Annotated in this window: 19 protein-coding genes; 6 read left to right on the forward strand and 13 right to left on the reverse strand. The window is 73.0% G+C overall.

Annotation, left to right across the window (positions count from 1 at the left end; genetic code table 11):
• The first annotated feature begins 177 nt into the window (after positions 1-177).
• Both ACFP3R_RS27445 and ACFP3R_RS27450 read left to right on the forward strand, forming a co-directional pair.
• Complete coding sequence (locus tag ACFP3R_RS27445) at positions 178-1,284, forward strand: glycoside hydrolase family 43 protein (RefSeq protein WP_380639797.1); 1,107 nt, start codon at positions 178-180, stop codon at positions 1,282-1,284.
• Between the two features lie 65 nt (positions 1,285-1,349).
• Positions 1,350-1,928: a hypothetical protein gene (locus ACFP3R_RS27450; protein WP_380639799.1), complete on the forward strand. Its 579-nt coding sequence runs from the start codon at positions 1,350-1,352 to the stop codon at positions 1,926-1,928.
• Between the two features lie 38 nt (positions 1,929-1,966).
• On the opposite strand, the gene ACFP3R_RS27455 is transcribed toward ACFP3R_RS27450, so the two are convergent.
• From ACFP3R_RS27455 to ACFP3R_RS27480, 6 genes are all read right to left on the reverse strand, one after another.
• Complete coding sequence (locus tag ACFP3R_RS27455; protein WP_380639801.1) at positions 1,967-2,530, reverse strand: DM13 domain-containing protein; 564 nt, start codon at positions 2,528-2,530, stop codon at positions 1,967-1,969.
• A 193-nt stretch (positions 2,531-2,723) separates the two neighbouring features.
• Complete coding sequence (locus tag ACFP3R_RS27460) at positions 2,724-3,878, reverse strand: PrsW family intramembrane metalloprotease (protein ID WP_380639803.1); 1,155 nt, start codon at positions 3,876-3,878, stop codon at positions 2,724-2,726.
• Positions 3,875-4,519 carry a hypothetical protein gene (locus ACFP3R_RS27465; protein ID WP_380639805.1) on the reverse strand — a complete coding sequence of 215 codons (645 nt, stop codon included), beginning with the start codon at positions 4,517-4,519 and terminating at the stop codon, positions 3,875-3,877. Before ACFP3R_RS27465 ends, ACFP3R_RS27460 begins: the two co-directional genes overlap by 4 nt.
• 283 nt (positions 4,520-4,802) lie before the next feature.
• Positions 4,803-5,822 (reverse strand): hypothetical protein, encoded by a 1,020-nt coding sequence (locus ACFP3R_RS27470; RefSeq protein ID WP_380639807.1) that lies wholly within the window; start codon positions 5,820-5,822, stop codon positions 4,803-4,805.
• A 396-nt stretch (positions 5,823-6,218) separates the two neighbouring features.
• The gene (locus tag ACFP3R_RS27475) at positions 6,219-7,229 is read right to left on the reverse strand and encodes an SDR family NAD(P)-dependent oxidoreductase (protein WP_380639809.1); all 1,011 of its coding nucleotides are present in this window, start codon (positions 7,227-7,229) and stop codon (positions 6,219-6,221) included.
• On the reverse strand, positions 7,226-7,867 hold the full coding sequence (locus ACFP3R_RS27480) for an NAD(P)-dependent oxidoreductase (RefSeq protein WP_380639811.1): 642 nt from the start codon (positions 7,865-7,867) through the stop codon (positions 7,226-7,228). Before ACFP3R_RS27480 ends, ACFP3R_RS27475 begins: the two co-directional genes overlap by 4 nt.
• A gap of 58 nt (positions 7,868-7,925) precedes the next feature.
• Between ACFP3R_RS27480 and ACFP3R_RS27485 the strand changes: the two genes are divergently transcribed.
• Positions 7,926-8,495 carry a TetR/AcrR family transcriptional regulator gene (locus tag ACFP3R_RS27485; RefSeq protein WP_380639813.1) on the forward strand — a complete coding sequence of 190 codons (570 nt, stop codon included), beginning with the start codon at positions 7,926-7,928 and terminating at the stop codon, positions 8,493-8,495.
• A 15-nt stretch (positions 8,496-8,510) separates the two neighbouring features.
• Here ACFP3R_RS27485 and ACFP3R_RS27490 read toward each other — a convergent pair whose 3' ends face one another.
• The 4 genes from ACFP3R_RS27490 to ACFP3R_RS27505 form a co-directional block, all read right to left on the reverse strand.
• Positions 8,511-9,836 carry an MFS transporter gene (locus ACFP3R_RS27490; RefSeq protein ID WP_380639815.1) on the reverse strand — a complete coding sequence of 442 codons (1,326 nt, stop codon included), beginning with the start codon at positions 9,834-9,836 and terminating at the stop codon, positions 8,511-8,513.
• A gap of 104 nt (positions 9,837-9,940) precedes the next feature.
• On the reverse strand, positions 9,941-11,941 hold the full coding sequence (locus ACFP3R_RS27495) for a long-chain-fatty-acid--CoA ligase (protein ID WP_380639817.1): 2,001 nt from the start codon (positions 11,939-11,941) through the stop codon (positions 9,941-9,943).
• A gap of 2 nt (positions 11,942-11,943) precedes the next feature.
• Positions 11,944-12,816 carry an amidohydrolase family protein gene (locus tag ACFP3R_RS27500; protein WP_380639819.1) on the reverse strand — a complete coding sequence of 291 codons (873 nt, stop codon included), beginning with the start codon at positions 12,814-12,816 and terminating at the stop codon, positions 11,944-11,946.
• Between the two features lie 4 nt (positions 12,817-12,820).
• A complete protein-coding gene (locus ACFP3R_RS27505; protein WP_380639821.1) occupies positions 12,821-13,726 on the reverse strand; it encodes an SDR family oxidoreductase in 906 nt (301 codons plus the stop codon).
• A 72-nt stretch (positions 13,727-13,798) separates the two neighbouring features.
• On the opposite strand from ACFP3R_RS27505, the gene ACFP3R_RS27510 reads away from it, so the two are divergent.
• Positions 13,799-14,620, forward strand: coding sequence for a PaaX family transcriptional regulator (locus ACFP3R_RS27510; RefSeq protein ID WP_380639823.1), 822 nt, complete (start codon positions 13,799-13,801; stop codon positions 14,618-14,620).
• A gap of 380 nt (positions 14,621-15,000) precedes the next feature.
• Here the strand turns inward: ACFP3R_RS27510 and ACFP3R_RS27515 are convergent, their stop codons facing one another.
• Positions 15,001-16,401, reverse strand: coding sequence for an RICIN domain-containing protein (locus ACFP3R_RS27515; protein ID WP_380639825.1), 1,401 nt, complete (start codon positions 16,399-16,401; stop codon positions 15,001-15,003).
• Positions 16,402-16,915: 514 nt separating this feature from the next.
• Between ACFP3R_RS27515 and ACFP3R_RS27520 the strand changes: the two genes are divergently transcribed.
• On the forward strand, positions 16,916-17,308 hold the full coding sequence (locus ACFP3R_RS27520; protein WP_380639827.1) for a hypothetical protein: 393 nt from the start codon (positions 16,916-16,918) through the stop codon (positions 17,306-17,308).
• A gap of 438 nt (positions 17,309-17,746) precedes the next feature.
• On the opposite strand, the gene ACFP3R_RS27525 is transcribed toward ACFP3R_RS27520, so the two are convergent.
• Positions 17,747-18,310, reverse strand: a complete 564-nt coding sequence (locus ACFP3R_RS27525; RefSeq protein ID WP_380639829.1) for a hypothetical protein — start codon at positions 18,308-18,310, stop codon at positions 17,747-17,749.
• A 589-nt stretch (positions 18,311-18,899) separates the two neighbouring features.
• On the opposite strand from ACFP3R_RS27525, the gene ACFP3R_RS27530 reads away from it, so the two are divergent.
• Complete coding sequence (locus ACFP3R_RS27530) at positions 18,900-19,058, forward strand: hypothetical protein (protein ID WP_380639831.1); 159 nt, start codon at positions 18,900-18,902, stop codon at positions 19,056-19,058.
• Positions 19,059-19,209: 151 nt separating this feature from the next.
• On the opposite strand, the gene ACFP3R_RS27535 is transcribed toward ACFP3R_RS27530, so the two are convergent.
• Positions 19,210-19,770, reverse strand: a complete 561-nt coding sequence (locus ACFP3R_RS27535; RefSeq protein ID WP_380639833.1) for a family 43 glycosylhydrolase — start codon at positions 19,768-19,770, stop codon at positions 19,210-19,212.
• Positions 19,771-19,927: the final 157 nt, after the last annotated feature.

The following is a 19,927-nucleotide window of genomic DNA, read 5'->3' on the forward strand; positions in this document are numbered from 1 at the left end:
CACCGGTTCCCGGGCCCGGCCACACCGGCGGGCCGCGGTCGGCGGAAGGGGGTGCCTCGTACCGCCCGGACACCGGTTCTGCGTGTTACTTTCACACCGCGTGAGCCGACACGATCCACAGCCGCCGGAGGGCGTGTGATCGCGCGAAGTGGTCCCCTGCACCGCTCAAGGAGTCCCATGAAACCCTCCGGCATCGCACGTGCCTTACCCAAGCGACTCACCGCGGCCGCCGCCGTGGTCGCGTTCGTCCTGTCCGGGCAGCAGGCGTTCGGCGAACCGGCCGAACCCGACGCCTGCGGGCTCTCCTCGTTGGGGCGGACCGCGCTGCGCGCCGCCGACCCGAGCGTCATCCGCGTCGGCGCCACCTACGTCTCGGCCCAGGTGGGCGGTGGCGGCATCCAGGTCCGCCAGGCGTCGTCCCCGGACGCCCTGGCCTCCGCGCCCGCGGCCCTGGTCTGGCGGGACGCGCGCAACCTCGGCTCGGTGTGGGCGCCGGAGATCGTCCGCGACGGCGGCCGGTACTACATCTACTTCACCGCGGGCACCGACGCGGCGCACCGGATGTACGCGATCCACTCGGCCTCGCCCGCCTCGGGCTACACCGGTGAGGTCCTGCTCGCCCTGCCCGAGGAGCGGTGGGCCATCGACGGCGTCCCGGTGACGTTCAACGGCCGCCGCTACTTCATCTGGTCGGGCTGGGAGTGCACGACCAACGTCGAGCAGAACCTCTACATCGCCGGCATGTCCGACCCGCTCACCCCGGTCGGCGCCCGCCACCTCATCTCGCAGCCGCGCGAGCCGTGGGAGCGGGTGGTCGGCAACCCGTTCATCAACGAGGCGCCCGAGGTCATCAAGGACCCCAACGGCCAGCTGCACGTCGTCTACTCGGCCAACGGCAGCTGGAGCGAGCAGTACTGCGTCGCGGACCTGCGGCTGCGCGCCGGCGGCAACCCCACCTACGTGTGGGACTGGTACAAGTCCAACGGCTGCCTGTTCGGTTCGAACCGGGCCACCATGATGACCGGCTGGGACCCCACCCTGCAGGTCAACGGGCCCGGCCACAACACGTTCGCGCTGCCCGACGGCGACATCGCCGCCAGCCCGCCGGCCGGCCCGAGGTCGCCGATGATGTACCACGCGGTGGCCAAGGGCACGCCCTACCACTGGGACAACCGCTACTGGTACACCGGCACGTTCGTTTGGTGGGGCAGCACGACCTACCGGCGCGCCAACGTCCCGGGCCCGACCGCGGACACCGGCTGGAGCCTGAAGTTCTTCGAGTAGCCGACCGGCTCCCCGCGGCGTGGCGCCGTCCCCGCCGCGGGGAGCCCTCCCGCTACCCTGCCCCGGTGGCACTCGACTTCCACCCGGACCCCTCGGTCGCGGACTGGCTCGTGCGCTCTCCCACCCCGTCGATGGAGCTGATCACCCTCGGACCGGCCGGGTACGACGCCTACGCCCGGTTGCGCTTCATCCCCGACCCCACCGCGCCAGGCCAGGCCGAGGCGGACGTGGAGGTCGACGCCGACCACCCCTCGGACCTCGACCAGGCGCGACGGGCGCTCCACCTGCTCGCGCGGTTCACCACCACACCGGGGGAGTGCTACTTCTGCGTCTGGGAGGGCTACTCGGACATCACCCTGCCGCCGTGGGGTCCGGTGGTCACGCTCCCACACCGGCGCTACGCCCTGCTGCGCGGCTCGCTGACCGACATCGCGGACTGGGAGGGGGTCCTGGGCGCCGAAGGTCCCTGCGCGCCGCCGGCCTTCGCGTGGCCCGCCGACCGCGGCTGGTGCTTCACCAGCGACGTGGACCCGCACTGGGCCGGGATCGGCGCCGGACGAGCCGCGGTCGAAGCGCTGGTCGGGGACCCCGGGCTGGACGTCGTCCCCGCACCGCCGGGACACACCCCGCCGGTCTACCGCTGAGCCCTTCCCATAACCGGTGGACGCGTCGCAAGACCACCTCAGAGGGCCAGGGGCGCGGAGCCGAAGGCGACGTTGAAGCGGTCGCACCAGACCACGACGCTGCGCAGGCCGGCCAGGTCGACGTCGGCGGGGATGGCGTAGTTCTGGTTGCCGTCGGTGGCCTTCATCGGGCCCAGGGCCAGGTAGCGGCCGTCGTCGTACTTGCCCCACTCGCCGCCCGCGGTCGCGTCGGAGAGCCAGATGTGCAGGTCGGGGCCGTCCGAGGTGGAGAAGCCCTCCAGACGCAGGATGCGCTCGCCCCCGCTGCTCAGCACGCTGGCGGTACCGCGCGTCTCGTGCTCCTGGGTGACGAACTCGCCCGCGGCGAGCACGGCCGGTTCCGCGGGCTCGGAAGTGGTCGTGGTCGTGGGAGCGGGTTCCGGCGGTCCGCTGGTCACCGGCGCGGTGCTCGCCGGGACGGCGAACCCGGTGGGCAGCGCCTCGTCCACCTCGCTGCGCGTCCACAGCTTCCAGGGCTGGAAGGCCCACAACCCCACGATCGCGGCCACCACCACGAACGCCAACCCCGCCCAGGTCGTCTTCTTGCGCATCAGGCCACGCATCGCTCTCCTCCGGCCGATGACTCGATCACCGGCACCACCGATCCCGGTCCACCGGTCATTGTGCTCGACGATCGAGTGACGGAGATGTCCGGCCACGCGGCCCGGTCGCGGATGCCGCCGCTGTCCCCGACACCCGAACGTCGTCCCCGCACCGCCGGGGCACACCCCGCCGGCCCACCGCCGAGACCCGGGGTCAGGGCGTGGCGCGGAGGCGGAGGAGTTCGGCTCGGGCGTAGGCCACCTCGCGCGTGTCCTCGCCGCCCGCGCGGGCGATCTCCTCGGCCAGGTCCTGCGCGCCCTCGACCAGGTGTCGTGCCTTGCGCCCGCTGCGCAGGTGCTCGCGGTACGCCTTGCGCTCCTTGCGCAGGCCGCTGACCGCGTCGAGCAGCGGCGGGTCGACGACCCCCGCCGCGACCTCCGGTCCGAGCAGGTCACGGACCCAGGCGCGCTCCCGCCGCGCGGCGTGCCGCAGGACGTGGAACAGCACGACCAGTTCGACGACCGCGATGAGCGGCAGCAGGAGGAAGAACAGCGCGCCACCGCCGCTGAGCCCCGCCATGTCGTCCCAGGCGAAGTGGAACACCATCGCGGTGAGCATGGTCAGCACGCCCCGGGGCACGTCGCGCTCGCCGGGCGCGCGGCCCAGCACCCACATCAGGCCCGCGCAGAAGATCGCGCTGAACAACGCGTGCGACACGATCCCGGACGCGCCGCGCAGGAGGAACACCTGGAGCGACGAGCCGAGCTGGTCGACGCCGAAGTTCTGCGTCGCGCCGTTGAACACGTACAGGACGTCCTCGAAGACCTGGAACCCCAGGCCGGTGAACGCGCCGATGACGAACCCGTCGTAGGCGCTGCGGACCAGGCGCGGGGCCAGGCCGATGAGCAGCACCAGCCCGAGCGCCTTGCCGACCTCCTCGTTGATCGGCGCGATGAGCCCGGCGGCCCAGTCGGAGGCGAACGCGGTGCCGCCGACCTTCGCCCAGATGTCGAGCAGCGCGGTGTTGGCCGGCAGGGCGATCCAGAACGTCGCGGCGACGCCGCCCCAGGCGAAGCCGGTCGCCAGCAGCCCCGCCGGCTGGCGGGTGTAGCGGTTGTGGTGGCGCAGGAGCAGCAGCCAGGGCACCAGGTAGAGCCCGAACAGCAGCACGCCCCCGGTCAGGGCCGGCGCGTAGAACCCGCCGCCCTGGCCGAAGTAGCGCAGCATCGTCAGCGCACCGCCGCCGACCCCGAGCACGTACACCCAGAACGCCGCGTTGCGCGGCTGGAGGAACCGGAACGGCAGACCCCACCCCGACTGCTCGATCGCGGCCAGCTGCGCCGCCTTGCCCGTGCCGACGTCGGTCATCGCCCCGCCTCCGGCGTGATGCTGCGCAGCAGCGCCGCCACCTCGCCCCGGTACCGCTCGAACTGGCCCGGCGCGGTGCGGACCCGGACCAGCAGCGCGGGCGCCGCCTCGGCCGGGCCGTCCGCGCCGACGGCCACCTTGAACGCCACGTCGAGCCCGTCGCCGCCCGGTCCCGTGGTGCTCCGCGCGACGCCCACCACCCCCGCGTCGGTGGTCAGCGTGGCGCGCGACCCGTCCACGCCGGGCACGTCGTCGCCCTGCGAGCGCTCCACCTGGTCGAGGAACGCCTGCGCGGTCCCGTCGAAGGCCGCGCCCCGCAGCTCCACCGTCGCCCCGCCCGAGGCCAGCAGCGCCTGGAGGTGGACCGGGTTCACCTGCTCCCGGCCGACCAGGGTGCCGCTCTCCAGGTGCCAGCCGACCGGCGGCACCGCCGTCGCGCCGTTCCCCAGGTCCAGCACGTCACCGGCCCGGACCTCGTCGTGCCAGGGGATCGCCGCGTTGAGCGCCGGCAGCCCGTAGATCAGCGCCAGCGCGATCACCAGGACGGTCAGGGCGGGGGCGAACGTCCGCCGGTCGAGCCCGAGGACGCGGTGCTCGACCGGGACCCACCCCCGCGGGGGTTCCTGCGCGTCGACGGCCACCGGCGACTCCTCTCGGCCCGACCGGGCACCCTCCGAGGAGCGCCGGCCGTACTGTAGGCACGCCGCGCGCTCGTCCGCACGGCGGAGCGCCGCGCCCCTCCGGGCCGGGTCCGGTTCGTTCGCGTGTCCCGGCGCGCGGTGGTCACCCGGACGGGTGCACCGACGTGGTGGGCGCCGACAGCGGGGCTCGGACGACCCGGCGCCGGGCCGATCACGCCTGGTCGTCCGACCGGGGTTCCCCGCCGCCCGACACCGCCGTTCCCCGGGGCGCGCGGGTGGTGGGTCAGGAGCAGCGGTGCTGCACGGGACGGCCGCCGTCGCTCCCGACGAGGGTGCTCTCGTCGTCGCTGATCCAGCGCAGCTGGAAGGTCCACGGGACGGTGGCGGGCTGCTCGACGACCACGCCGTCGCGCCAGAGGACCGTCCGCTGGCCCGCGCTGACGGTGGTGCGGCCGCCGACGGTGCCGTTGCCGCCGATGGCGGACGCCGAACCGGAGTTGCGGAAGGTGCGGACCAGCACGCCCCGCGCGGTCCACTCGGTGGCGGCGTGGCCGCTGTCGGTGCCCTGCGAGCCCACGACCCGGCCGTTGCGGATGGCGTTCGGGTTGCTGTAGCCGCCGGCGACCTGCGCGGCGAGCACGCGCCACTGGCCGTCGGTGTCCCGCACCAGGCCACCGCCCCAGCTCGTCCCGGTGGTGGCGACGATCCGGCCCTGCTCGTCGACGTCGACGGGGTGGATGGTCCGGACGTCGGTGGGGGAGGGCAGCTCGCGGTAGGTGCCCGGCGCCGAGGCAGGCCACAGCACCACGACGTCCCGGGTGCCGATGTCGGCGTACCCGACGACGTCACCCGCGTTGTTGACCAGCTCGGCCGAGTAGCCGTCCCACGCGGGGTTGCCGGGCAGCGGGGTGGCGCTGCCGTCGCGGCCGATGGTGACGCCGACCAGCCTGCCGTTGACGTAGTCGTAGCCGACGATCCGCCCGGCGGCGTTCACGTCGCGGTACCCCGGCGTCGCGGCGGTGGCCCGCTGCACGACCTTCCCGTTGTCCCACAGCGTTCCGCGCGGGTCGACCAGGCCGCTGAGCGGCACGAACCTGCCGGTGGTGCCCACCGCGTACCGGCTGCCGCTGTAGCCCTCCAGCACACCGCCGTTGGTCTCGGCGGGCAGGTCCCAGGAGGTGGCCTGCCACGTGCAGGCCGCTGCCGCGACCGGTGCCGCCTGGCCGGCCGGCGGCGACACCAGGGCCAGCCCCAGGCCGAGCGCCGCCGCGGCGAGCGCGTGCTTCTTCAGTCGGTTCGACAAGGCGGCCGTCCTTCCCCGGAGGAACCTGCTTCTCGGGGCGGAATCCTGGCAACCGCCGGTGGCGGGGGCAAGGAGCGCGCACCGGGGCCGAAGTCGGGAACGCGAGGCGGGCGACGGGTGCCGGCGGGGGCGCTCGTCGCGGCCGGGCGCGGAAGGTGCCGCCGCCACATCGGGCAGTTCCCGCCCGGGGGTCCTTTGTGGTCGTCGTCCCGGGGTCGGTGGGCGGGTCTGGTGCGGCGCGGTCGGGCTGCTCCGGGTGCGTGAACCCGTACCCGTCCGGTGAAGTCTGTTCCACCCGGTACGGCGCGGTGATCGCGAGTCGGGCGATTCCCCGGTGGTGAACCGGTGTGGTGGTCTCACCCGGTGTGGTGATCCGCCGGGGTCCGCCTGAGCGGATCACGAACTCGGCGACGGTTCGGACCCGCGGTTGGTCCGCGCGGTGGGCGCGTGCGAGGTGATCCGGCCGCCGCTCGGCGCGGTTGCCCAGGCCAGGCTCAGCCGCCAGGCCGCGGCCCGCACGTCGGGGTCGTAGGAGACCTCGGGTGAGCGTGCCTCCCGGTCGCGGACGTAGTAGCGGCCGGTGGTGTCGGCGAGGTCGGGATCGGTGGCCAGGCGCAGCGCCGCCTCGGCGCCCTGCTCGGGGGTGAGCAGGAAGCGGCGGATGAGCCGGCGGAACGGCTTGAGGGCGGTCGGCACCACGTCGTCGACGAGGTCGGTGCCCACGATGCCGGGGTGGACGGCGTTGACGGTGACGCCCGTGCCGCGCAGGCGTTCGGCGAACTCGTAGCCGCAGGTCGTCGCGAGCAGCTTGGACCGGGCGTAGGCGGCGAACGGCGCGTACCCCTCGGCCGGGTTGAGGTCGCGGACGTCGGTGACACCGGTCAGGTCGAGCGGCACGGGCCGGGGGCGGCCGGGCAGGGGCACGGTGCGGGCGTCGGACATCGTCGCGGAGACGACGTTGACCACGCGGGCGCGCCCGGCCGCGAGCAGGTGGTCGCGCAGGAGGTGGGTGAGGGTGAAGCCGGCGAGGTGGTTGACGGCCAGGTGCGCCTCCACGCCGTCGTCGGTGAGCCGGCGGTCCCGGTAATGCGCGCCGGCGTTGTTGACGAGCAGGTGCAGGACGTCGTGGCGCGCGCTGAACCCGGCGGCGAGCCGGTGCAGGTCCACGCGGGAGGTCAGGTCGCCGGTCAGGACCTCCACGCGGTCGGCCCCGACCTCGTCCGCGACCCGCCGGCGCAGCGCTCGGCCGCGGTCGGGGTCGCGGCTGGTGGTGACGACGTGCGCGCCCGCCCTGGCCAGTTCGGTCGTGATGACCCGGCCCATGCCGCCGGTGCCGCCGGTGACGAACGCGGTGCGGCCGTGCGGGTCGGCCCGGACCCCGGTGGTGTTCACGCCGGCGGTGTTCACGCGGCGATCCCCGGCGCGAGGTGGAGGTAGGCGGGGGTGACGGCCTCGCGCACGACGAAGTCCGCGAGGTCGGCCCGGGAGACGGCGGTGGTCAACCGGATGCGCAGGTCGGTGCCGGTCCGGTAGCGGCCGGTCGGCGCGGAGTCGCGCAACGCGGGAGGTCGGACGATCGTCCAGTCGGTGTCGGACGCCCGGATCAGCGCCTCCATCGACTCCTTGTCGCGCATCCGGTGCCCGACCGACGCCCACAGCGCCAGCGAGTACGGCGAGCGGTCGCGGCTCTCGGCCGCGCCGTGCGCGCTGACCACGACCAGTCGGCGGACGCCGGTCGCGCCCATCGCGAGCAGGGCGGCGCGGACGCCGTCGGCGCACACCGCGACCGGGCCGCGCCCGGTGGCGCCCAGGGCGCTGATGACGGCGTCGTGGCCGGCGACGGCGCGGGTGAGGCGGTCGTGGTCGGCCAGGTCCGGGATCACCGCCGCGGTGATCCCGGGCGCGGGTGGCAGGGCATCGGCCCGACGGGTGACGGCGGTGACGGTGTGCCCGGCGCGCAGCGCGATGTCGACCACGGCCCGCCCGGTGCGCCCGGTGGCGCCGAGGACGACCAGTCGGGAAGGTTGTGGGTCAATCTGTCTCATAGTTGGCAGCCTGGCAGATCGCCCAACTCCGAGTCAACATGTCTCATAGAATGCGGGTGTGGCCGACACCGAAGACCCGCGCGTCACCCGCAGCCGTGAGGCGGTCCTCGCCGCCGCGCGGGACCTCCTGCGCGAGGAAGGGCCCGCCGCCGTCACCCACCAGCGCGTCGCCTCGCGCGCGGAGGTGGGGCGGGCTACCGTCTACCGCCACTGGCCACGACCGGAACAGCTGCTGACCGACGCGATGGCCGGCGTGCGGATGCCGTTCTTCCTCGACCCGACCAGCCCGGTGCGGCCTTGGCTCAAGGCCCGGTTGCGCGTGCTCGCGGACGAGTTGGCCCTGCCCGACGTGCTCGCGGTGACGACCTCGCTGCTGCACGGCGCGGTGTGGGACCCCCGGATCACCGACCGGCGGGACCGGCTCGCCGCGGTGATCGGCGGCCGGCTCCGCGCGGCGTTGGAGATGGCGGTGCGGACCGGGGAACTGCGTGCCGCCGTCGATCCCCGTGACGCGGCGGCGCTGCTGATCGGCCCGCTGCTCTACCGCGGCGCGCTCGAACCGGGTCCGGTGTCCGACGCCCTGCTGGACCGCCTGCTCGACGCGGCGGGCACCTGGACCGACGGCTGAGCACGACGGTGCGCCCTACGACCGGGCGGGAGCACGGGTGGGGTCGTCCCCGGCGGTGAGGCTCGTGCCGCGCGTCTCCGGCACCAGCAGCACCGCCACGAGGCTGATCAGGCACACGACCGCCAGGTAGAACGCGACCGACATCGACGTGCCGGTCCGGGCGTACAGGGCGGTGGCGATCAGCGGCGCGACCGCGCCACCGGTGATCGTGCTGATCTGGTAGCCCAGCGACGCGCCGCTGTAGCGCACGCGGGTCGGGAACAGCTCCGACGCGATCGCCGCCTGCGGCCCGTACATGCCGGACAGGAAGATCACCGCCCCGGTGAGGCCGATCAGACCCAGCGCGGCGTTGCGGGTGTCCAGCAGCAGGAACATCGGCGCCGCCCACAGCAGCGACAGCGCGGCACCGGCGACGAACACCCGGCGGCGGCCCACGCGGTCCGACAGCGCCGACAGCAGCGGTGTCGCGACCAACTGCGCCACGCTCGCGAACAGCACCAGCAGCAGCACCGTGGTGCGCTCCATCCTCAGCGCGCCCGTGGCGTAGGACAGGACGTAGACGATCGTGGTGTAACCGATGGTGTTGGCCGCCATGAACGCCAGGCCCACCAGCACCACACGCCGCCAGTGGCCGCGCAGCAGCTCCACCACCGGCATCCTCGCGTCCGGGCGCCGTCGCCTGGCCTCCAGGAACACCGGCGACTCGGCGATCCTCACCCGCGCGTAGAGCCCGACCGCGATCAGCGCCGCGCTGAGCAGGAACGGCACCCGCCAGCCCCACGCCAGGAACTGCTCCCGCGACAGCACCGAACTCAGCCCCAGGAACACCAGGTTCGACGCGATGATGCCGGCGGGCACGCCCATCTGCGGGAAGCTGCCGTAGAAGCCGCGCCGGGACGGCGGCGCGTGCTCCACGGCCACCAGGACCGCGCCGCCCCACTCGCCGCCGACGCCGAGGCCCTGCACGAACCGCAGCGTCACCAGCAGGATCGGCGCCCACACCCCGATCGAGTCGTAGGTGGGCAGCAGCCCGATGAGGATCGTCGCGCCACCCATGATCATGAGTGAGGCGACCAGCACGGACCTGCGGCCGACGCGGTCGCCGAAGTGCCCCATCAGCACGCCGCCGAGCGGACGGGCGAGGAAGCCGACCGCGAAGGTCGACAGCGACGCCAGCGTGCCCGCGGTCGGGGACAGCCGGGGGAAGAACAGCGTGCCGAACACCAGCGCGGTGGCGTTGGCGTAGATGAAGAAGTCGTACCACTCGATGGTGGTGCCGATGAAGCTCGTGCCCGCGACCCGGGCGAGGGAGCGTCGATCGGTCTCGGGCGTCGTCGCCATGCGTTACCTCCGACGAGGCGGAAGGGGGCGGTCGCGCACGACGTGCCGACCGCGGCCGGGGTCCCCGTGTCGTCCGGCGCCGCGCGGCCGCGGCGCCGCGCCGGTCACGCGTAGTGCCGCAACACGGCTTGGGCGACGCAGGCGGGCTTGTCTCCGCCGTCGAGTTCCACGGTGAAGTCCACCACCATCTCGACGCCGCCCTCGATCTCCGCCACCGACCCGACGGCGCCGCGGAGCCGGATCCGGGCTCCGACCGGGACCGGTGCGGGGAAGCGGACCTTGTTGAGCCCGTAGTTCACGCTCATGCGCACGCCGTTGATCGTGAGCAGTTCCCCGAACAGCGGCAGCACCAGCGACAGGGTGAGGTGGCCGTGCGCGATCGTGCCGCCGAAGGGCCCGCTCGCCGCGCGCCGCACGTCCACGTGGATCCACTGGTGGTCCCCGGTGGCGTCGGCGAACAGGTCGACCGACCCCTGCGTCACCTCGTGCCACGCGGTGTGCCCCAGTTCGGTGCCCGCCAACGTTGTCAACCCGTCGAGACCTTCAGCGGTCAGTCCCACGCCACTGCCTCCCGTCGAGGGCCGGTCCGCGCCGTAGCGGGCGCGGACGAGTTCCTTCAGCAGCTTCCCGGCGGCGCTGTGCGGCAACTCCGCCGCGAACACCACGGATCTCGGGATCTTGTACCCGGCGAGCTTGCCGCGCAGGAACCCCAGGACCTGCGCCTCGCTCGGCGACGTGCCCGGTCTGGGCACCACCACCGCCCTGCCCACCTCGCCCCACTCCGGGTCGGGCACCCCGATCACGCCGCACCCGGCGATGTCCGGGTGCTCGTGGAGCAGGTTCTCGACCTCGGCCGGGTAGACGTTCTCCCCGCCGGAGATGATCACGTCCTTGACCCGGTCGACGACGGTGACGTAGCCGTCGGGGTCGGAGGTGGCCACGTCACCGGAGCGGAACCAGCCGTCGGGGGTCAGGACCAGCGCCGTCTCCTCCGGCCGCCGCCAGTAGCCCCGCATCACGTTCGGCCCGGAGACGACGATCTCGCCCTTCTCCCCGGGCTCCGCCTCGGTGCGGTCCGGTCGGACGACCCGCACGTCGGTGAAGAAGTGCGGCACGCCCGCCGAGCCCGCCTTGGCGGTGCCCATCTCCCGGGACAGGCACAGGGCGCCCGGCGAGGTCTCGGTCATGCCGTAGCCCTGGCCGAACGACAGGCCGCGCTCCAGGTAGGCGCGGATCAGCGCGCGGGGGACCGGCGCGCCGCCGCAGTGGACCAGCCGGAGGCTGGACAGGTCCGCGTCCACCCAGCGGGGGCTCGCGGCCATCGCCCGGAACATGGTCGGCACGCCGAACACGTGGGTGACCCGCCGCCGCTCGATCGTCCGCAGCGCCTCGTCCGGGTCGAACCGCGGCACGAGGATCGCGGTGCCGCCCTTGATGAGCGCGGGCAGGCACGCCATGTTCAGCCCGGCGGCGTGGAACAGCGGCGCGACCACCAGCGTGACCTCGTCCGAGGCGAGGTCCATGTCGATCAGGACGTTGACGGTGTTCCAGGTGATGTTGCCGTGGGTGAGCACCGCGCCCTTGGGTCGCCCGGTCGTGCCCGAGGTGTACATGATCAGGCAGGGGTCGTCGAGCAGGACGGCCTCGTCCAGGGGCTCCGGCGGCCCGCCCCCGAGCAGGTCGTCGTAGCCGAACCCGCCCGGCGCGGGGCCGGCGAGGGCCACCACGCACAGGTCCCGGACCTCGTCCCGCACCGCGTCCACCAGGTCGGCCTGCTCCGGCGCGTGGACGAGCACGGTGCTGCCGGAGTCGGTGAGGACGTGCACCGCCTCCGGCGGGGCGAGGCGCGCGTTCAGCGGCACGAACACCGCGCCCAGCGCCCCGGCGGCGAAGAACGTCTCCAGGAACGCCGGGTGGTTGGGCCCCAGGTAGGCCACCCGGTGCCCCCGCCGAACCCCGAGCCGCCGCAGGGCGTGCGCCAGCCGCAGCACCCGGTCGTGCAACTGCCGGTAGGTCCACTCGCGGTCCTCGTGCACGACCGCGACCCTGTCCGGTGTCCCGCGGGCCCGCCGCGCGGGCCACGACCCGATGCCCTGGTCGCGCACGGCTAGTCCCCGCCCAGGCCCAGCAGGCGGGCCGCGTTGTCCTTCAGGATCTTGGAGCGGACCTCGGGCTTGATGTCGAGCTCCGCGAAGTCCGCGAGCCACCGGTCCGGCGTGATGACCGGGTAGTCCGAGCCGAACAGCACCTTGTCCTGCAACAGCGTGTTCGCGTAGCGGACCAGCCGGGGCGGGAAGTACCTCGGCGACCAGCCGGAAAGGTCGATGTGGACGTGCGGTTTGTGCGTGGCGACCGCGAGCGCCTCGTCCTGCCACGGGAACGACGGGTGCGCCAGGATGATCCGCAGGTCCGGGAAGTCGACGGCCACGTCGTCGACGAGCATCGGGTCGGAGTGGCGCAACCGGATGCCGCCGCCGCCCCGCACACCCGCCCCGATGCCCGTCTGCCCGGTGTGGAACAGCGCCGGCACGCCCAGTTCCTGGATCACCTCGTAGAGCGGGTACGCCAGGCGGTCGTCAGGCGCGAAGCCCTGGAGGCTCGGGTGGAACTTGAAGCCCCGGACCCCGTGCTCCTCGACCAGCCGCCGGGCCGCGCGGACACCCGCCCGCCCGCGCCACGGGTCGACGGAGGCGAAGGGGATCAGCACGTCGGCGTGTTCGGCGCACGCCCGGGCGACCTCCTCGTCGGGGATCGGCGGGTGGCCGGTGGCGTGCTCGGCGTCCACGGTGAAGACGACGGCGACCATGCGGCGCTCCCGGTAGTACGCCGCGGTCTCGGGGATCGTGGGTTGGCGGTGGCCCCGCACCCTGAAGTGGTCCGCCGACGCCGCGAGCAGCTCCGGCGACAGGGAGCCGTGCCCGCTCGCGGAGACTTCGGCGTGGGTGTGGACGTCGATGGCGACCACGTCGTCGAGGTCCACGCCGTCACCTCCGCGGTGGTCGCGGGTCGGGGATGCCGCAGGTCTGCGGGGTGCGGCCGACGGAGGTGCGCCACGTGGCCGCGATGGCCCCGGCGTGCCAACCGCCCTCGCGGTAGGCCACGGCGACCTCCTCGGGGTGCGACCACAGCGACAGCCGGTCGCCGCCGACGCCGACGGCCTGCCCGGTGACGTCCCTGGTGGCGGACAGGAAGAGCACCATCCCGGCCGCGTCCTCGGGAGCGCCGAAGCCCTCGCCCGCGCGCAGCCAGTCGGGCAGCGGCTCGCCGCGCTCCTCCCACGCCTGGACGTGGGGGGCGAACGCCGGGATGGTCCTGGTCATCGCGGTGGCCGCGACGGGGATGACGGCGTTGACGGCGATCCCGGACCGGGCGCACTCCACGGCCCAGGTGCGGACCATGCCGACGATGCCGGCCTTGGCCGCCGAGTAGTTGGTCTGCCCGAAGTTGCCGCGTTGGCCGGCGGGGGACCCGACCGCGACGACGTTGCCGCCGTCGCCCTGCTCGCGCATCCGCCGCACCGCGGCCCGCACGCAGGTGAACGTGCCGCGCAGGTGCACCCGCACGACCGCGTCGAAGTCGTCGTCGGTCATCTTCCACAGCACGCGGTCCCGCAGCACGCCCGCGTTCGCCACCAGGACGTCGAGCCGCCCGAACTCCCGCACCGCGCACGCCACCAGCCGCTCGGCCACCTCGTCGTCGCCGACCGCCCCGACCTCGGCGACGGCTCGCCCGCCCGTCGCGGTGATGGCCTCGGCGGCCCGCTCGGCGGCGGTCCCGTCCGCGTCGTTCACCACGACCGCCGCGCCCGCCCCGGCCAGGGCCGTGGCGTAGACCAGCCCCAGGCCGCGTCCGGCGCCGGTGACGATCGCGACCTTCCCCGGCAGCTCCATGCGATTGAAGTTAGGCGTATACATGTCCGCCGTCAATATTGTGGCCAACTTCATCCGCGTTACGCTCCTCCCGTGGCCACGCTCGACACCGCCTCGGAAGTCAGACCGCAGTCGCTGATGCTGAGCTTCCTGGGCATCCACGTGCTCAACCAGGGCATCGCCGTGTTCTCCGGCAGCGTGATCGACGTGTTCGCCCGCGTCGCGGTGTCGGAGGAGGCGGTGCGGTCCACGCTGGGCCGGATGGTGAAGCGGGAACTGCTGACGCGGTACCGCAGCGGCCGACGCGTCTACTTCGGCCTGACTCCGCGCTCCACGGCGGTGCTGAAGGACGGCGAGCACCGCGTCTGGCGGCGCGGCGCGGTCAACGCCGACTGGGACGGCACGTGGACCATGATCGGCTTTTCGCTGCCCGAGTCGTGGCGCAGCCGGCGGCACGACCTGCGGTCGCGACTGGTGTGGGGCGGCTTCGGGCCGCTCCAGAACGGCCTGTGGGTCGCACCGGGCCACGTGGACGTGCCGGCGTTGGTCGGCGACCTGGACCTGGACGACCACCTGAGGGTGTTCACGGCGCGCACGGCGGAACCGACGGAGGCCGACCAGGTCGTCCACGCGGCGTTCGACGTGCCCGCGATCGCCGCCCGCTACCACGCGTTCCTCGACCGCTGGGACCACGAGGCGCCACTGCCGGAGGCCGTCGACGACCTCGCGCGGCAGCTCCTGCTGCACACGGAGTGGTTGCAGCTGGTGCGCCAGGACCCCCGGCTGCCGACCGGGCACCTCCCCGCCGACTGGCCCGCGATCCGGGCGGAGCACGCGTTCCACCGCCTGGCCGGGGTCTACGACCGGTCGGCCGGACGTATCGCCGCCTCGGTCCTGGACACCCTGCGGGTGTAGGACCCGTTCCCGCCGCCCGCCGGCACGCCGTCAACCCCACCACCTCGGGGGAGGCCCGGTGGCTCAACGTCCGAGTCGTGACCCGCGCTCCACGCCCCTCCGCTTCACCCTCACCGGCGGCCGAGCGGTTGTTCCGGGCGTCCCGGGCCACCACGTGGTGCTCGTAGCGGGTGGTGGCAGCCGGGCCGCTGTAGGTGGTGGTGGTCGTCGTTCCGGTGACGGAGCCGACCCGGGTGCCGTCGCGCAGGATCTGGTAGCCGGTCACGCCGACGTTGTCGGTGGACGCCGGCCACGACAGCGTGACCCCGGCGCAGGTCAGGTTCGAGGTGCGCGGGGTGGCCGGTGCGGTCGGCGGCGGACCCGGAGGTCGTGCCCGGGGATCAGGTGCGGGTCCACCTCTGGTTGGTGCCGCCGTGGCAGTCCCAGATCTGGGCGAGCGCGCCGTTGGTCGGCGTGCTGCCGGGGATGTCCAGGCAGCGACCGGAGTTCTGGCTCACCAAGGAGAACGACGTGGGCGCGGGGCCTCCGCCGCCGCTGACGACGTACACCGCCGTGCCGTGCGCGGGGACGCCGGCCGAGATGGCGCCGGACGTGGTGGTGGTGCCGTTGGTCCAGGCGTCGCGCAGCGTGAACGAGCTGCCGGTCAGGCCGATCGCGCTCGCCGTGGTGGAGACGGTGGTCGTGCTGCCGCCCTGGTTGAACAGGGCGACCGCGACGTTGCCGTTGGCCAGCCGCTTGGCCAGGACGCGCCGGGTGCCGTCGTTGGAGATCTGCCTGGCCTGGAGGCCGAGGCTGTCCTGGTTGATGGCGATGAGGCTCGCGTTCTTCAGGACGGTGGTCGTGGCGGCGTCCATGTTGCGCAGGTCGTTGCCGGCGATCAGCGGTGAGGCCATGATCGCCCACAGGGTGAAGTGGCTGCGCATCTCGGTGTCGGTCATGCCGCCGCGGCCGACCTCCATCATGTCCGGGTCGTTGAAACCGCCCGGTCCGGCGTAGGAGGCGAGCGGCACGGTGACGTTGACGATGTTCTGGATGCCCATCGGGTAGCCGTTGGTCTGCCCGGTGTCCCACTTGTTGGTGATGTCCTCGGTGGTGCGCCACATGTTGGCCACGTCGCTCCAGTTGCGCCGCGGACCGGTCTTGTCGTGGATGCTGTTGGAGTTGATGCTGTAGACGATCGGGCGCCCGGCGTCGCGCAGCGCGTCGCGTATCTTGGCGAAGGTGCGCACCTGGTCGTCGATCGTGCCGCTGGGGTGGCACCAGTCGTACTTGAGGAAGTCCACGCCCCACGCGGCGAACTGGCGGGCGTCCTGCGCCTCGTGGTTCAGGCTCCCGGTCGCACCGGGGTAGGAGTTGAAGTACTGCGCGCACGTCTCGGCCAGCGGCGCCTGGTAGATGCCGAACTTCAGGCCCCGGGCGTGGATGTAGTCGCCCAGCGCCTTCATGCCGCTGGGGAACCGGCTCGGGTCGCCCTGGAGGTTGCCCGCCGAGTCGCGGTTGGGGTTCATCCAGCAGTCGTCCACCACGACGTACTCGTAGCCGAGTTCGCGCATGCCGGAGTTGACCACCGCGTCGGTCATCTGCCTGATCAACGCCTCGTTGATGTTGCAGCCGAACGTGTTCCACGAGTTCCACCCCATCGGTGGAGTACGCGCGACGCCGTTCTCCAACGCCTGTGCGGACGGCGTGTGCAGTACCGCCGTCATCGCGGACAGCAGCAGCACGCCTGCCGCCAACAGCGTTGCCGCCCCGCGGGGACGGGGGAGTCGTGTTGCCGCCACCCTGGCCTCACTCCTCGGTGCATACGACGTGCCGGATGTCATCCGTGCTGCCGCACCGCCGGGGGAGGCGTTCCCCGAAGCTCCGGAGTTCCGGGTTCGCCGGTTGTGGCGGTGCTGTGGTGGTCGGCGTTGGTGAACGTCACCACGCCGTCGGTGCGGTGCGGGCTGCGCGTGGGCGGAGCCCGTCGGCGGCGCGTGCTTCGACAGAGCCAGTGTGGCACCCGTTGTTCACGCTCACAAGGCTCCTGTTGTGAAAAAGGGTGTTCAGTCTCCTGAGCGGGCCACCATTGAAGAAGTAGGCTCTACCTGGGTTTATGCGGTCCGATCGACACGTTGTTCGACCACGATTCGATGAGGTGGAATAAGTGAGCGCTAACAACCTGGCTGGGAGTGCGCGTTGACTGCCGGTCCTCCGCGTGGCCACATCGGCTCGCGGGTCATGGCCCCTCGCTGGTGTCGGCACGGCCCGGCGACGTCACGTCACGTCACGGCTGCGCGGTGTGGGGGCCAACCGGTGCGCGGACCTGGACAACGCCTCCACCGCCCCGACGGGGTGGACCCGGCGTGCCTGCGCCTGGGGACCACCCCGCCGGAGGCCCGGCCGGTGCGGGTCGTCGCCGGCGTGGACGGGATCGCGCCGGACCGCGTCGAGGACCTGGTCAACCGCCACCTCGTCGGCCACGACCTGCGTCGCCTCACCGTCGTGGTCGACCAGTTCGACGAGGCACCGGCGCGCTTCCCCGACGAGGCCGTCGCCCTGCTGGACGTCGCCGGGTCGCACCACCGCACCCCGCGCGTGGCCCTGGTCGTCACCACCACGAGCGAGGCGCTGGACCGCCTGCTCGCCGATCCCCGCGTCGGCTCGCGGTTGGCCGGCCGCACGAGCACCCCTTCCGGGTGCTGCTGAGGCAGCGGCTGGGCGGTCCTGGTGGTACGTGTCCCACCGCCGGACGCGCTGGACCGGGCGCTCGCCCGGGCACGCAGCGCCACGGCCACCCCGGACAGCGCGCACGCCTGCTGTTCGAGGCAGCCGACGCTCGCGGGCCCGGGACGAGCCGGTCCCGACCCCGCGAACGTGCGCGGTCACCGCGCCGGGTGCCGCGTCCACGCCGCCCACGTGGTACTGGGTGAACGCGTTCGTGCCGTCGTCTCGCCGTGGCACGCGACCATGGTGTCCTCGTTCACGTCGATGCCGCGTCCCCGGTTGTTGCCGTAGTGGCCACCGCGCTCGTCGCCTGCGCCGGCGACGCGTGCACCACGAGGGCGACGGCCGTCGCCGCGACGAGCGGCAGTGCTCCGAATTTCCTCGCGAAAATTCCCTTTCGGTCGATTGCGGTGGGACCGGTCAGCAGGGCTGCCCGTAGGTCTGGTCGGTCCACTCCCGCGCCGACGCCCGGTTGTCCATGAAGGAAAGAGTCGTGGAGTTGCACCCGGTCACCATCGAGATCCCGCCGTAGTTCGCGTAGTCGTAGAGCATGGTCGCCTTGCAGCCGGAGTAGGTCCGGGTGGAGGAAACGACGTTGTCCCACCCCGCCGGCATGCTGGGCGCGCCCCAACTGGGCCGGGTGCCGTTGTAGTAGCACGCGCCGGGAGCGGTCCAGTTCAGCGAGCTGCCGGCGTAGTTCGGATCGGTGTAGTCGGTGCCGATCAGGACCGCCTGGATACCGATGTCGGGCCGCGCGTTCTCCTGCGCGATCTCGGCCCGCACCTCCGCGGGGGAGGAAAAGCAGCGCAGGTCCGACATCGGCGAGTACCGCTGTCCCTTCTCGGCCACGCCGAGGTGGACGACACAGTGGCGCTCGGGGGAGGCGCCCGGTCGGGCGGGCGAAGCGTGCGCCGGCACGACGGAGACCGCCATGCCGAAGAACAGGAGGACCGCAGCCGTGCAGCGCAGGAGCGTGGTTCTCATGTGTTCCCATTCCAATCGACGGGGATTCATGAATTGTCGAACAGGCAGGAGTAGACAGTACTTCGGCGGCGATTCGGTGGCCAAGGTCGTGCAACACGGCAAACAGGTGACTGTCGGGCGGTCCACCACCGGGTGGTCCATCCGGTCGAATTCGCAGGCGCATTTCGCTCCCGGGAGGGATCTCGCTCCCCCCACTGGACTGTTCGGCGGCTCTTCTGGCCGGAACAAATCAACACCTGCCTTGCACCTATTTTTGCGGTTTGCCGCGTGAATTCGCCGTTCCGGAGGCTTGACGCCGGATCCGGACAAAGCCCTGCCGGGGACTGGGACCGTGGCAGGAGGTGACGCGCGGGCGGTCCGTCAGACCGGGTCGGCGAAGCGGCGCAGTCCGGTGACGGGTGCGGGATCACCGGGCGGGGCGACCCCTGGAACACCGTTCGCTGGAAACTTTCGTTGATGTGGTGGAAACCCACGGGGTGACACGCCGTGGGGATTCGGTGGTCGCGCGGTCGTACTGGCCCGCCGGGGTGTCGGTGCCGACCGTGTCCGAGGTGCTCAACGGGCGGCGCGCCGGCACGGGGTGGGGGTGGTGCTGTCGGAGTTCGGGCCGCGGGTCAACGCGATCCGGTACTGGATCGACGACGTGAGCTGGCCCCTCGCCCTGGGGCGCGGCGAGCAACCGCCGCAGCTCGGGCTGGAGCCGGCCACCACGCTGACCGTCCGCGGCAGCACGGCCCTGCCCCCATAGGGCTAGAGCCCAGGGGTCAGCCCCCTGCGGGTCAGCGCCCGGCGTCTGCCAACGTCCGCGTCTCGGTGATCACCACCTCCAGGACCACCTCGCCCACCGGCACCGGAGCGGTGCCCGGCACGGAGTGCGGCGGCCCGATGCGCGCGGGCGCTCACCACCTCGTCGGCCACCTCGATCGAGTAGTGCGCCGCTCGTCGAGCCGCACGGCCAGGCCGCCGCTGCCCTCGCTCGCGTCGATCACCGCGCGGGCGCGGCACGACAGGTGCTGCTGGCGGCGGCCGACGAAGGTGACGTCGAGGTCGTCGAGCGAGCCGCCGTCGGCGCGCAGGGTGAGCCGGCCGGGCGTGCCCCCGAGAGGTCGGACGCCGAGCAGCACCATCCACCACGCGCCGTCCGGTGCCTGCACCAGGTCGGCGTGGCCGGTGTTCTGCACGGGGTGGTCGGTACCCCGGTGGGTCGGCACCGGGTTGTCCGGGCAGGGCTCGAACGGACCGTCGACCGAACGGCCGCGCGCGATCGAGACGGCGTGGCCGCGCTCGGTGCCGCCCTCGGCGATCAGCAGGTACCAGTGGTCGCCGACCTTGTGCGGGTGGGGCGCCTCGGGTGCCTTGGCGCCCGGCGCGCCCGACCAGAGCCCGGTGGGCGCGCCCAGGGGCCGGCCGGGTCCTCGGCGTGGAACACACGCTTCAACGCCGAGCCGGCCCGGCGTCATCGAGCAACGCCGCCTGACCCGCTGTCGGAGGGCGACTCCCGACCTGTGAGCAGGGGTTTGTGACTTGGGTCACAACAGACTTCGGTAATCCGCAATCGACTCGGATTCACCCGTTCGCCACGTTTCGGCTAGGCCGGTCACCGAGTGCGCAGGATCG

Source organism: Saccharothrix lopnurensis, from assembly GCF_042658445.1.
GTDB classification, from domain to species: domain Bacteria; phylum Actinomycetota; class Actinomycetes; order Mycobacteriales; family Pseudonocardiaceae; genus Actinosynnema; species Actinosynnema lopnurensis.

What these genes read in the sequence shown, in the direction of transcription:
- ACFP3R_RS27445 (WP_380639797.1), top strand. Translation starts at nt 178, where the DNA reads ATGAAACCCTCCGGCATCGCACGTGCCTTACCCAAGCGACTCACCGCG.
- ACFP3R_RS27455 (WP_380639801.1), bottom strand. Translation starts at nt 2,530, where the DNA reads ATGCGTGGCCTGATGCGCAAGAAGACGACCTGGGCGGGGTTGGCGTTC.
- ACFP3R_RS27460 (WP_380639803.1), bottom strand. Translation starts at nt 3,878, where the DNA reads ATGACCGACGTCGGCACGGGCAAGGCGGCGCAGCTGGCCGCGATCGAG.
- ACFP3R_RS27480 (WP_380639811.1), bottom strand. Translation starts at nt 7,867, where the DNA reads ATGAGACAGATTGACCCACAACCTTCCCGACTGGTCGTCCTCGGCGCC.
- ACFP3R_RS27490 (WP_380639815.1), bottom strand. Translation starts at nt 9,836, where the DNA reads ATGGCGACGACGCCCGAGACCGATCGACGCTCCCTCGCCCGGGTCGCG.
- ACFP3R_RS27505 (WP_380639821.1), bottom strand. Translation starts at nt 13,726, where the DNA reads ATGGAGCTGCCGGGGAAGGTCGCGATCGTCACCGGCGCCGGACGCGGC.
- ACFP3R_RS27525 (WP_380639829.1), bottom strand. Translation starts at nt 18,310, where the DNA reads ATGAGAACCACGCTCCTGCGCTGCACGGCTGCGGTCCTCCTGTTCTTC.
- ACFP3R_RS27535 (WP_380639833.1), bottom strand. Translation starts at nt 19,770, where the DNA reads ATGACGCCGGGCCGGCTCGGCGTTGAAGCGTGTGTTCCACGCCGAGGA.